The organism is Streptomyces sp. NPDC007095, from assembly GCF_040634475.1.
Classification (GTDB): domain Bacteria; phylum Actinomycetota; class Actinomycetes; order Streptomycetales; family Streptomycetaceae; genus Streptomyces.
Window position 1 is genome coordinate 1 of sequence record NZ_JBEYFS010000288.1, and the last position, 12,926, is coordinate 12,926.

The window sequence follows — 12,926 nt, forward strand, 5'->3', positions numbered from 1 at the left end:
CGCCTTGAGACAGTTCTCGAGGTGTGCCTCGACGACGTCACGGCCGAAGATCTCGTCCGCGCCGACGCCGCAGTAGTAGCCGCCCTGCGGGGCCGCCGTGACCTTCAGTTCCGGCCCGAACAGGGTGGACAGGGCCGGGCGCGCCCGGCCCGTCTGGAGGGACACGACCTCCCTGAGCACACCCGTCAGCTGCTCCGCCATCTCTTGCGCGGACGCGAACCGGCGCGCCGGATCGGGGTCGGTGGCGCGCACCAGGAGCCGGTAGAAGGACTCGTACGTCCGGAAGACCTCGATGTTGTCCGGGTCCGGCAGGGAGTCCACGAAGACGTTCGTGTAGCCCTGGAAGTCGAAGGTCAGCACGGCCAGGGTGCGGGCGACCGTGTAGAGGTCGCTCGCCACCGACGGACCGACCTCGGCCACCTCCGGCGCCTGGTAGCCCACCGTGCCGTAGATGGCCGACTCGTCGTCGTCCATTCTGCGCACCGCGCCCATGTCGATCAGCTTGAGCTGGTCCTCGGTCTGGATCGCGTTGTCGACCTTGAAGTCGCAGTAGAGCAGATTGCGGCTGTGCAGATGGCCGAGTGCCTCCAGGGCCTCGATGCCGTACGCGCAGGCCTGCTCCACCGGCAGGGGATCACGCTTACCGTCCGCCGTCCGGCGCCCGTTGGCGATCTCCTTCAGCGACTTGCCGCCGACGTACTCCATGACGATGTACCCGTCCAGCGAACCCGTCCGCTGGTCCAGGTGCTCCACGAAGTTGTAGATCCGCACGATGTTGGCGTGCTCGATCTCCGCCAGGAAGCGCCGCTCGGAGATCGCCGCCGCCATCGCGTCCTGGTCGCCGGTGTCGAGCAGACCCTTGAGGACCACCCAGCGGTCGGAGACCGCGCGGTCGACGGCGAGGTAGACCCAGCCGAGCCCGCCGTGCGCGAGACAGCCCACCACCTCGTACTGGCCGTGCACGATGTCGCCCGTGTGCAGCTTCGGCACGAACGAGTACGGGTGACCGCACTTGGTGCAGAACCCCTCGGTGCGCCCCACCCGCTCACCGCGCGAACGGCCCACCGGCGCACCGCAGTCGGAGCGCGAGCAGAACCGCTTCCGCTCGGGCACCTCCGGGTTCTCCAGCACCATCGCGCGCGGGTCGGGCCGCGGCACGTCCGGCACCTGCACCAGCCCGACGCCGAGCCGGCCGCGGCCACTGGAGGCGGCGGTCGAGCCCGAGCTGCGCACCGACACCGAGCGGCTGGTCGCGTTGCCGGAGAGCGAGCGCGACAGGCGTCCGGAGACCGAGCGCCGCGACTGGGCGGAGCGCGAGGACGTTCGGGAACTGGAGCTGCGGGAACTCGCCCGCGAACTGCTGCCGGAGCCGCGCGAGCCTTTGCCGCCCGCGGTGAGTCCGGTCGGGGGCGAGCCCACCATGCCGTTCGACGCGACGACGGGTGCCAGACCGCACGTGTCGCAGTACAGCTCGCCGCCGCCCACGTCCTCGTACGACCCCGGGCAACCGGGCCGCTGGCACTTCTGCTGCTCACTCACACTGCATCACCTTCAACGCTCACGCGTGGGGCCCCTTACGGTCGGTGGGGCCGCCCTGTTCGGGCACCCGCGGGCTGAGCAGATCGACGGCGGCCCGCTGATAGCGCAGCACCGCCTCCTCCGCCACCCGCAGATCGCAGGGCGCGCTCCACAGCATGCGTCGGGCCGCGTCGTAGCGCTCGATGAGGAACGGGTCCTCCGCGAGGCCGTGCCGGGCCACCTTCGCCTTGTACGCGTCGAGGCGGCCGCGCAGCTCCGCGCGGACCGCCAGCGGCGCGGTGACCGCGGTCAACGACTCGCGGGCGCGCAGCAGCTCGTCCTCGGCCTTCTCCTCCAGCGCCTCCAGGAGCGGCGAGAGACGGTGCCACTGGGCGTGTCTGCGGTACTCCGCGGCCGTCGCCAACTGCTCCTGCAGCAGTGTCGGCGGCCCGCTGACGGCCGGCACCTCGGACGCGGCGATCTTCGCCAGCACTTCACCGCGGGCGCTCCTCGCCTCCGCGAGCGTGCGGTCGGCGCGGCTGAGCACGTCCCGCAGCCGCACGAGACGGGCTTCCGCGTCCTGGCGGACGGTGAGCACCGCGTCGATCTCACGGCGCACGTCCTCCAGGGCGCGCGCCTCGCGGTCGTACGTCGTCGTGTCGGGACGTCCGCCGCCGGGCGCCGAACTGCCCTTCGCGGGCACCCAGAAGGCCAGCGGGTCGGAGACGACCTGCTGACGCAGGGTGCTCAGCGTCCGGGTGATCCGCTCCAGGTCGTCGCCCGCCGGGTGTTCACCGGGGCGTACGCCCACGGAGTGCGCGAGCTGGCGGGTGCGCTGGAGCTCCGCGGCCAGTAAATCGATCCGGGCGGGCAGCGCGGACCAGACGGCGTCCGCGGCGACGACCATGTCGAGCGAGGACGCGTACAGCTCGTTCATCCGCTCCACCAGCGCTACCAGCGAGAACTGCTCGCTGAGCTTGCCGGTGCCGGAGAGCGTCGGTGCGTTCGCCGTGGCGGTGGTCGAGCCGGCGACCGTGATGCTCGCGCCGCGCAGCAGCTCGGTCAGCTCGACCAGGTCCTCACGGCTCGACCAGCGCCGCCGGGAACGGATGTCGCGGGCGGAGCGCAGCGCGTCCGTGTACGCGTCGAAGTACGCCCACAGCAGCGTGATCGACGCCTCCGCGGTCGACCAGCGCTCGTCGGTCGTGCCCGTGAGCTCGGCGCCTTCGAGGAGTCTGCGGCCCGCGTGGTCCTGCAGGGCGAGGAGTGAGGTCTCGATGGCCTCGTGCTCCGCGCCGAGCCGCGCCAGCGCACGGTCCACCTCGTCCCGGTCCATCACCGGCCCGGGGGGCCCCGTGACGCCCATCGATCACCTCTCGCTCTCGGTCGTGCCCGTCGCTTGCGTTCCCGCCGGCCGCGTCGTCCGCGCTGCCGTTACCCGGATTTCCGTTACTTGTAGTGCGCCGTCGGCGGAGTCGCCGACGGGGAGTCCGCTTTCAGGGTCGCGGACAGCCACTTGGTGTACGAGGCCTGCCAGCCGCCGCTCTTGCGGTAGTCCACGAGCACCTGGTTGACCCGGCGTACCAGATCGTCGGCGCCCAACTTCATCGCCACGCCGTAGTAGTCGTCGGTGAAGGTCTTGCCCTTCAGCTCGACCGTCGGGTCCTGCGCCGCCTGGCTGGCGGCGAGCGCGCCGTCGGTCACCACGGCGTCGACCTGCCCGAGCTGCAGTCGCACCAGGCAGTCGAGTTGGTTGGGCACGGTGGTGGTGATGTCCGCGGAGGAGGCGAGCGTGCCCGCCTTCTTGTCGGCCGACAGCCTGTCGTGCGCCGTCGAGCCCGCCGCCGAGCAGATGCGCCGGCCCGCCAGCGTGTTGTCGTACCCCTTGATGCCGGAGGTCTTGGGGGCCAGTACCTGCTGTCCGGTCAGGAAGTAGGGGGCGGAGAAGGCCACGTCCTTGAGGCGGGAGCAGGTGATCGTCATGGTGCGCACCACCATGTCGACCTGACCGGACTTGATCGCGGGGATGCGCTGGTTGGTGGGGATGGCGTGGAAACGGACGGCGTTCGGGTCGCCGAGGATCTCCTGCGCGATCTCGTGTGCGAGATCGATGTCGAAGCCCTCCAGGTCGCTGCTCTTCGCCGTGTTGTTCGGATCGCGGTAGCCCCAGCGGTAGCTGTTCTGGTCGACGCCGACCGACAGATAGCCGCGCTGCTTGATGGCCGTGATCGTCTTGCCGCTCTCGTCGGAGGACGGGGCGGGGCTCTGGTCCTGCGGGTCGGTGCACGTGTCGGCCCGCGCCTGGATGCCCTGGCCCACACCCTGGCCGCCGGTGCCCGTGCTGCCGTCCCCGTGGGCGCTGCTCAGCGGCAGCAACAGGGCGAAGACCGCGGTGACGACCAGGGCGAGCGCCATCGCACCCACGCCGCCCCAGCCCTTCAGGCTCGCCCTCAGACGTCGTGCAGTCATCGCCATGCCCCCTTTCACCGCTCCCCCTCTCACCGGTACTCCGAAAGCCTGCGCCCGATGCCGAGCAGCGCGCCCGCCGCGGCCAGCACCGCGAGGACGGCCGCGCCCGCCGGGAGCCCGCTCATCGCGTCCCGGCCGTCGCCTGCCGCCTGCTTGAACTCACTCTCCTCGTGCGTCAGCGCCGCCGCGAGGTTGGTGTCCACGCCGTCGAAGCACTCGCCGGTCGGCTTGTCGGCCGCCGAACCGATCACCTTGTTCAAAGCGCCCTGGTAGTCGCCCGCGTCGTCGGCCGTGCGGGCCTCCTGGTGGCGGGACTTCCAGACCTTCATGTTGGCCGTCGCGGCCTCGACGGGCTTCTTGCCCGCCGTGTCGTCGGCGAGGCCCTCGGCCAGCGCCAGGCCCTTGGTGAGGGTCTTCATGTCCTGCTGGAAGTTGTAGTCGAAGAGGTCCATGACCTCCGTCGCGGAAACCTGCTTGGTCTCCGCGCCCCGGCTGACCAGCGTCAGGTTCTCGTTGCCCCGTGCCTTCAGGGAGGCGATCCGGGCGTCGTGCAGCACGTTCAGCGAGCGAACCCCGTGGTTGTACGAGGAGTTCAGCCCGGCCCGGGCCACGCTGTGCCCGACCACCAGCCAGAGCAGCACCACCGCGGAGGCGGCCGTGGCGGCGACCAGTCCCTGGTTCAACACCCTGTTCGTGCGGTGGTAATGGCGCCGCTGGGCCCAGAAGAGCCCGCCGAGCGCGAGGACGCCGAGACCGATCGCGGCCCACGGGTAGGGCTTCGCGTCGGCGTAGTCGGCGCTCAGCCGGGCGTTCTCCCGCTTGTAGAGCTCCTCGGCCGCGGGGAGCATCTGCTGCTGCATCTTCTCGTTCGCGTACCTCAGGTACGCGCCGCCGAGCGGATAGCCCTGCCGGTTGTTGGCGCGGGCCCGCTCGATCAGGCCCTTGTACTCCGGCAGCAGCTTGTTGAGCTTGGCGATCGTGTCCGTGGACGGGGACCCCGGGTCGGAGTTGGCGGCGGCGGTGATGAGCCCCTGCGCGGCCGTCCGGATGTCCTTCTCGTACCGGTCGCGGGTGTCCGCGCTCTCCTGGCCGCCCGCGAGGAAGCCGCTGGAGGCCGCGGTGTTGGCGTCCGCGAGCGAACGGTAGATGTCGGCGGCGCCGGCGCTGAGCGGCTGGCTGCTGTGCAGCACGTCGTCCGCCGCGCTCGAACGCTCCGTCATCTGCCAGGCGGTGACCGCGCCGAACGCGACGACCAGGAGGGCGAGGACGGCGCCGATGAGGCGCAGCCGGCCCGGCTCCGTCGTCGCCGCGGCGCGCAGGCGCTCCACGCCCTCCGCCCAGGCGGTGCGGCGTGCGGGAGCGGTGTCGGGCGTGACGGGTCTGCCCGGTGGCGAGGGGGGCCCGGACCGCGGCGCCGTCGCTGTCGCCGTCGGGCCGTACCGGGCCGCTGTCGCGCCGGACTGCGGCGGGACGGCCGGCATCGTGGGCGTGGCGGGCTGCCCCGGTGGCGCCGTGCCCTTCGGCGGCTGTGTCACTTGACCTCCCCCATGGTCATCCGTCGGTCACCTCCCCCGCGTGCGCGGGAGCACGAAGAGAGGTGCACGGCCGCAAGTATCGCCGTCGGGACTGACATCCGCACAGGCCTTGACTCGATCTTGTTCGGATTGCAGCCCACCCTTCGTACAGTGGTGGCCCGTTCGGACGGCAGCGCGAACGCGGCGCTCCGCGCCACCCCCCCTGACCATGAATACGCGGCCGGTGTGTGTTCGGTTCCCTTTCGAATGTGCCGGTATTGGGGTGTGTGTGAGGGGTGCTCTTTTCGGGTGCGGGTGGGTGGGGGCCGGTCGCGCAGTTCCCCGCGCCCCTGAAAGACCCGACCGGGGTCTGGGGGCGAAGTCCCTCAACCCCCCTCGTAGAAGGCCCGTACGCGGGTGTGGACCTCGGTGGGGGCGTGGACGTGGTCCAGGCCCAGGAGGGCGGCGCCCAGCACGGGGCGGGACGAGATCACCTGGGGGACCGCCTTGGGGGCCTGGGCCGACAGGAGTTCGCGGATCCGGTCGTCGAGTTGGGGATGGCGGGCGGCAAGGACACCGCCGCCCAGGAGGACGGGGGTCTCCTCGGCGAGGAGGTCGAGCCGGTTCAGAGCGACCGTGGCCATCGCGACGACCTCGTCCGCGAGCCGGTCCACCAGAGCGCGAGCGGCCTCGTCACCCTCCGCCGCCGTCGCGAACAGCACCGGAGCCAGTTCATGCCGGCGGTCGTGCTCGATGTGTTCTAGGTGCAGCGCCTCGATCAGGGCGTACATCGAGGGCAGACCGAAGTGGGCGGGGAGGGTGCGGGACAGGGCCGTGGGTCCGCCCCGGCCGTCCTCCGCACGGGCCGCGTGCCACAGGGCCTCCTCCGCCAGGCCCCAACCCCCGCCCCAGTCACCGGAGATCCGGCCGAGCGCCGGGAAGCGGGCGGTGCGGCCGTCGGGGCGCATGCCGACGCAGTTGATACCCGCGCCGCACACGACGGCGACCCCGCGCGGCTCCGCTATCCCGGCGCGCAGGATCGCGAACGTGTCGTTGCGCACCTCCACGCTCGTGCCCCATCCGCGCGCGTGCAGCGCGGCCGCCAACTGCTCCTCCTCCACGGGAAGATCGGCGTTGGCGAGGCAGGCCGAGACATGGGCCACGGAGTCGACGCCCGCCTCGGCGAAGGCGCGGGCGACGGCCTCGCCCACGGCGTCCACGGCCGTGGCGACCCCGACCACCGGCGGCCGGAATCCCCCGCCGCGCGCGGCCCCGACCACCCGCCCGTCCACGGACACGACCGCGACGTCGGTCTTGCTGTTCCCCGCGTCGATGGCCAGGACCATGCCCGCGGGGTCGGATCCGGCGGCCGTCCCGGCGCCGGGTCCGGATGACGTCATGCCCACGCGAGGTGCTCCCGGTTGTGCGCGATCAGTTGGTCGGTGAGGGCGTCGGCGTACTCGTACTGGCCGATGAGGGGGTGGGCGAGAAGGGTCCGGAAGACCCGGTCGCGGCCGCCGCGCAGGGCGGCTTCCAGGGCCAGGTCCTCGTAGGACGTCACGGCCGCCATCAGCCCCGCGTACAGGGGGTCGACCGGCAGGACCGGCAGTGGTGTCGGGCCGTGCGGACCGACGGCCGCCTGCACCTCGATCACCGCGTCGTCGGGGAGGAAGGGCAAGGTGCCCTTGTTGTAGGTGTTGACCACCTGATACGGGCTGCCGCCCCCGCCGAGCAGCGCGGCGGCGAGGTCGACGGCCGCCTCGGAGTAGTACGCGCCGCCCCGCTCGGCGAGCAGCTCCGGCTTCTCGTCGAGCGCCGGATCGCCGTACATCTTCAGCAACTCCCGCTCCATCGCGACGACCTCCGCCGCCCGTGACGGTTTCGTCCGCAGCTCTCGTACGACCTCGTCGTGCGCGTAGAAGTAGCGCAGGTAGTAGGAGGGGACCACGCCCAGGCGGTCCACGAGGGTGCGGGGCAGGCGCAGGTCGTCGGCGATCGTGTCACCGTGTTCGGCCAGCAGCTTCGGCAGGACGTTCTCGCCCTCGGGGCCGCCGAGGCGCACCCCGGTCTCCCAGCTGAGGTGGTTGAGACCCACGTGGTCCAGATGGACGTCCACGGGGGCGATCCCGAGCATTCCGGCGAACTTCCGCTGGAAGCCGATCGCCACGTTGCACAGCCCGACCGTCCTGTGGCCCGCCTGGAGCAGCGCCCGCGTCACGATCCCGACCGGGTTGGTGAAGTCGATGATCCAGGCGTCGGGGTTGGTACGGCGGACGCGCTCTGCGATGTCCAGGACGACCGGGACCGTGCGCAGCGCCTTCGCCAGACCGCCCGCGCCCGTCGTCTCCTGGCCGATGCACCCGCACTCCAGCGGCCAGGTCTCGTCCTGCTGGCGGGCCGCCTGGCCGCCGACGCGCAGTTGGAGCAGGACCGCGTCCGCGCCTTCGACGCCCGCGTCCAGGTCGGAGGTCGTGACGATCCGGCCGGGGTGCTCCTGCTTGGCGAAGATGCGCCGCGCCAGGCCGCCCACCAGTTCGAGGCGGTCGGCGGCCGGGTCGACGAGGACCAGTTCCTCGACGGGCAGGGTGTCCCGCAACCGGGCGAAGCCGTCGATGAGTTCGGGTGTGTAGGTCGACCCTCCGCCGACCACGGTGAGTTTCATGTGTGTGTCAACCCTTCACTCCGGTGAGCGTGACGCCCTCGACGAACGCCTTCTGTGCGAAGAAGAACACGAGGATCACGGGGGCCATGACCAGTACGGTCGCGGCCATGGTGAGGTTCCAGTCGGTGTGGTGCGCGCCCTTGAACGACTCCAGGCCGTAGGAGAGGGTCCAGGCGCCGGGGTTCTCGGAGGCGTAGATCTGCGGTCCGAAGTAGTCGTTCCAGGCATAGAAGAACTGGAACAGGGCCACGGCGGCGATTCCCGGCTTCGCCATCGGCAGGACGACCTTCAGCAGGGTCTTCAGGTCCCCGCAGCCGTCGACCTTCGCCGCGTCGAGGTACTCGTTCGGGATGGTCATCAGGAACTGGCGGAGCAGGAAGATGGAGAACGCGTCGCCGAAGGCCATCGGGATGATCAGCGGCCACAGTGTGCCGGACAGGTCCAGTTGTTTCGCCCAAAAGAGGTACATCGGGATGATGACGACCTGCGGCGGCAGCATCATCATCGAGATGACCAGCATCAGCGACAGGTTCCGGCCCCGGAAACGGAACTTGGCGAGGGCGTACGCGACGGGGATCGACGACACGACCGTCAAGGCGGTGCCGGCACCGGCGTACAGCAGGGTGTTCTTCCACCAGGTGAGGAAGCCGGGGGTGTCGAAGACCTTCTTGTAGTTGCCCCACTCCCAGGTGTGCGGGATCAGATCGCGGCTGAGCGCCTGTGAGTCGCTCATCAGGGAGGTCAGGAAGACGAAGACGAAGGGGAGGACGAAGAAGAGGGCCGCGGCGACGCCGAGGGCGTGGATCGCGACCCACTCCATGAGGGCCTTGCGGCGGGCGGTGCGCTCGGCGGGCGAGACCGGGGCCCGCAACTCCACGGGCTTGTCGAGTACTTGTGTCATGGGTGTCAGTCACCTGCCTGGATGAGACCGCCCCGGCGCCGCATCAGGAACGCGGTGAACACCATGGACAGGGCGAAGAGCACGAGCGCGACCACACAGGCGGAGCCGTAGTCGAAGCGCTGGAAGCCGAGGTTGTAGACGAGCTGCGGCAGGGTGAGCGTCGACTTGTCGGGGTAGCCGGGCTCGAACTGCGTACCGGCGCCCTGGATGACGCCCGAGGCGACCTTCCCGGCGATCAGTGGCTGGGTGTAGTACTGCATGGTCTGGATCACGCCGGTGACCACGGCGAACATCACGATCGGCGAGATGTTCGGCAGTGTGACGTACCGGAACCGCTGCCAGGCCGAGGCGCCGTCCAGCTCCGCCGCCTCGTACTGCTCCGTCGGTACGTCGAGCAGCGCGGCCATGAAGATGACCATCAGGTCGCCGATGCCCCACAGGGCCAGCAGGGTGAGGGCCGGCTTGGACCAGCTGGGGTCGTTGAACCAGCCGGGGGCCGGGATGCCGGCCTTCTCCAGGATCGAGTTGACCGGTCCCGTGCCGGGGTTGAGGAGGAAGGCGAAGGCCATCGTCGCGGCGACGGGCGGGGCGAGGTAGGGGAGGTAGAAGAGGGTGCGGAAGACGCCCGTGCCCGTCTTGATCTTCGTGATCAGCAGGCCCACGCCGAGTCCGAAGACGACCCGCAGGCTGACCATGACCAGGACCAGCCACAGGGTGTTGCGCAGCGCGGGCCAGAACAGCGGGTAGTGCTCGAAGACGTAGGTCCAGTTCTTCGTCCCGCTCCACGTCGGCGGTTTGAAGCCGTCGTAGTGCATGAACGAGAAATAGACGGTCGAGATCAGCGGATAGGCGAAGAAGACCGCGAAGCCGATCAGCCACGGCGACATGAAGGCGAGGGTGCGCAGCGCCGATCGGCGCCGCTTCGAAGCGAGTGTGACGGTGCTCATGTCCGTGCCCGTCTGCTACTTCGCCTGCGCGATGTCCGTGTCGATCTGTGCGGCGGCCTTCTGCAGACCCGCCTTCAGATCCTTCGCCTTGCCGCTCTCGTAGTCGTATCCGAACTGCTGGATCGTCACGAGGTAGGTGCCGCCGTTGATGGACGCGGGAGTCGTCGTCGAGTTCGGGTTCGAGGCGATGTCCAGGAACGTCTTGAAGCGCGGGTCGTACTTCAGTTTCGGCGACTTGAGCGCGGCCAGCGTCGAGGGCACATTGTGAATGGCGTTGGCGAAGCCGACCACCGCGTCCGTGTCCGTGGTCATGTATTTGACCAGTTCCCAGGCCGCGTTCTGCTTCTTGCTGGTGGCCGCGATGCCCGCGATGGTGCCGGTGATGTAGCCCTTGCCGTACTGGTCGGCCTGGTCGTCGGGAACGGGCAGCGGGGCGACGCCGATCTCGAAGTTCGGCTTGGCGTCCTCGGCCATGCCGAGCCGCCATTCGCCGTCCAGCTGCATGGCGACCTGGCCGGTGTGGAAGGGGTGCTTGGGGCCCCACTCGTCACCGAGCTCGGAGCGGTACTTCTCCAGCTTCTGGTAGCCGCCGAGTTCGTCGACGAGCTTCTTCTGGAGGGTGAATCCGGCGGTGAAAGCGGGGTCCTTGGCGAGGTTCGACTTGCCGCTGCTGTCGAAGTACGTCGGGGAGAACTGGCCGAAGTAGTGCTCGGTGGTGGACTCCCAGCCGTGGTAGTTCGGCATGAAGCCCAGCTGGGTGTAGGAGTCGCCCTTGGAGACGGTGAGCTGCTTCGCGTCCGCCTCGAATTCGGACCAGGTCTTCGGGGGGCTGGAGATCCCGGCCTTCTTGAATGCGTTCTTGTTGTAGTAGAGGCCGTACGCGTCACCGAGCAGCGGAACCGTGCAGCGGTTGCCGTCGAACTGGGTGTACTCGTTCATCGCCTTCGGGAAGGTCGTCGCCGGGTCGATTCCCGCCTTCTTGAAGAAGGGGTTGAGATCGACCAGCGCGCCGGAGGAGCAGAACTTGCCCACGTTGTTGGTGGTGAACGAGGAGATCACGTCGGGAGCCTTGTCGCCGCCGGAGCGCAGGGCCTGGTTGATCTTGTCGTCGGTCATGTTGGCGACGATGTTGACGTGGATGTTGGGGTGCGTCTTCTCGAAGCCCGCGACCAGGGCCTTCACGCCAGCGATCTCGCCGGGCGCGCTCCAGGCGTGCCAGAAGTTGATGGTCGTGTCCTTGGAGGCGTCGTCGCTCGCGCCCGAGGAGGACTGGCCGGTACAGGCGGTGGTGAGGAGGGCGAGCGAGGCGGAAGCGGCGAGAGCAGTGGCGACTTTCCTGGATATTCCGGGCATGGCGGGGTCTCCCTAGGGCAGGGCGGTGGTGGTGGTGTTCGCGGAACGATTCGCGGGACGGTTCGTGGGACGGGGGAGTCGGTCGAGGGGTGGGACTCAGCGGGAGGTGTCGAAGACCTCGTCGCGGGTGGCCGCCAGCGCGCTCTCCAACGCGCCGCGCAGCACGGGGTGTTCGTGTACGTCGCCGACCACGAGGCGCGGTCGGGAGGCGGCCAGCTCCTCCAGCTCGGCCTGCACCAGGACGCGCAGCGGTTCGCCGCCGGCGGTGAGCGAGGCGCCGCTGAGCACGACGAGTTCGGGGTCGAGCACGGAGACGAGTGAGGCGAGACCGGTGGCGAGACCGGTCGCGTACGTCTCCAGGAGCCGCAGGTGCGGCCCCTCGTTGATGCGGGCGGCCTGTTCGACGAGGGCGGCGGCGACCTCGGCGTAGGGCCCGGTCGGCACCGGCTGGATGCCCAGCTCGCGGGCGAGCTTGGGAATGGCCTGTGAGCCGGCCAGCTCCTGGTAGCCACCGCTGTTGGCCTTGGTCACCTGGCGTACGAGGGGTGCGCCGGGCACGGGCAGGAAGCCGACCTCGCCCGCGCCGCCGGTCCAGCCGCGGTGCAGTCGCCCGCCGAGGACGAGGGCGGCGCCGAGGCCGCCCTCGTTCCACAGCAGCACGAAGTCCTCGTGTCCGCGCGCCGCCCCGAGCCGCTGCTCGGCGATGGCGACCAGGTTGACGTCGTTCTCGTACTCGACGGGCATCGGCAGCACGGCCGCGAGCTCGTCGAGGAGGCTGGGGGAGTGCCAGCCGGGCAGGTGGGAGGCGTACCGCAGCCGCCCGGTGTTGGGGTCGAAGGCGCCGGGCGTACCGATGACGAGCCGATGGACGTCGCCCCTGGCGAGCCCGGCCGCCTTCACCGCGCCGTCGAGAGCGTCGGTGACCTGGCGTACGACGGGCTGCGCGGGGCGCCGGCCCGGGGTGAGCAGCTCGTACTCGCCCACGGTGCGGCCGGTGACATCGGCGACGGCGGCGAGGATGCGCTCGGGCGTGACGTCCAGGCCCGCCGCGTGGGCGGCCCGCGGATTGACGGCGTACAACTGGGCGTTGGGGCCCGGCCGCCCCTCGCTCGTGCCGGTGGCCAGCACGAGTCCGGCGGCCTCCAGCCGGGCGAGGAGCTGGGAGGCGGTGGGCTTGGACAGCCCGGTCAGCTTCCCGATCCTGGTCCGCGAGAGCGGTCCGTGCGCGAGCAGCAGATCGAGGGCGGCGCGGTCGTTCATGGCGCGCAGGACGCGCGGGGTGCCCGGCGTACCGGCGGATCCTGCCATGTTTGTCGACACCTGCCTTTCAACTGCCCAGTCGCTCAGCTTCCCAGGGTGGCCGCGGGGAAGTCCACTGCAAGATCATTGTTAGGAAAGTTTCCTATTGGTGGGAGGACGGTAGGCCGCGGGTCGCGGAGGCGTCAAGAGAAACCGCCCCCGAGGCAAAACGAAGAAGAGGCTGACGCCGTTTCCCCCGAACTGCGCGTAGGGGAAGATCAACGGCGCCCGTCCCAGTCCGGTCTTGCCGCCGCTCCCGGTGA

10 protein-coding genes are annotated in these 12,926 nt (G+C 70.1%); all 10 read right to left on the bottom strand.

Annotation, left to right across the window (positions count from 1 at the left end):
- A partial coding sequence (locus ABZ656_RS51260) for a serine/threonine protein kinase (RefSeq protein WP_360278681.1) occupies positions 1 to 1,539 on the bottom strand: 1,539 nt, incomplete at its 3' end.
- A gap of 19 nt (positions 1,540 to 1,558) precedes the next feature.
- On the bottom strand, positions 1,559 to 2,884 hold the full coding sequence (locus ABZ656_RS51265) for a hypothetical protein (protein WP_360278684.1): 1,326 nt from the start codon (positions 2,882 to 2,884) through the stop codon (positions 1,559 to 1,561).
- A gap of 83 nt (positions 2,885 to 2,967) precedes the next feature.
- Positions 2,968 to 3,987, bottom strand: coding sequence for a glutamate ABC transporter substrate-binding protein (locus ABZ656_RS51270; protein ID WP_101408122.1), 1,020 nt, complete (start codon positions 3,985 to 3,987; stop codon positions 2,968 to 2,970).
- Positions 3,988 to 4,016: 29 nt separating this feature from the next.
- Positions 4,017 to 5,522 (bottom strand): hypothetical protein, encoded by a 1,506-nt coding sequence (locus ABZ656_RS51275; RefSeq protein ID WP_360278687.1) that lies wholly within the window; start codon positions 5,520 to 5,522, stop codon positions 4,017 to 4,019.
- Positions 5,523 to 5,887: 365 nt separating this feature from the next.
- Entirely contained in the window at positions 5,888 to 6,901 is a 1,014-nt protein-coding gene (locus tag ABZ656_RS51280; RefSeq protein WP_360278690.1) for a BadF/BadG/BcrA/BcrD ATPase family protein, read from the bottom strand.
- The gene (locus ABZ656_RS51285; protein ID WP_360278693.1) at positions 6,898 to 8,163 is read right to left on the bottom strand and encodes a 6-phospho-beta-glucosidase; all 1,266 of its coding nucleotides are present in this window, start codon (positions 8,161 to 8,163) and stop codon (positions 6,898 to 6,900) included. Before ABZ656_RS51285 ends, ABZ656_RS51280 begins: the two co-directional genes overlap by 4 nt.
- Before the next feature lie 7 nt (positions 8,164 to 8,170).
- Entirely contained in the window at positions 8,171 to 9,064 is an 894-nt protein-coding gene (locus tag ABZ656_RS51290) for a carbohydrate ABC transporter permease (protein WP_101405127.1), read from the bottom strand.
- Between the two features lie 5 nt (positions 9,065 to 9,069).
- Positions 9,070 to 10,011 (bottom strand): sugar ABC transporter permease, encoded by a 942-nt coding sequence (locus tag ABZ656_RS51295; RefSeq protein WP_101405128.1) that lies wholly within the window; start codon positions 10,009 to 10,011, stop codon positions 9,070 to 9,072.
- 15 nt (positions 10,012 to 10,026) lie between these two features.
- Entirely contained in the window at positions 10,027 to 11,364 is a 1,338-nt protein-coding gene (locus ABZ656_RS51300; RefSeq protein WP_101405129.1) for an ABC transporter substrate-binding protein, read from the bottom strand.
- Positions 11,365 to 11,460: 96 nt separating this feature from the next.
- Positions 11,461 to 12,672 carry an ROK family transcriptional regulator gene (locus tag ABZ656_RS51305; protein ID WP_101405130.1) on the bottom strand — a complete coding sequence of 404 codons (1,212 nt, stop codon included), beginning with the start codon at positions 12,670 to 12,672 and terminating at the stop codon, positions 11,461 to 11,463.
- Positions 12,673 to 12,926 lie beyond the last annotated feature (254 nt).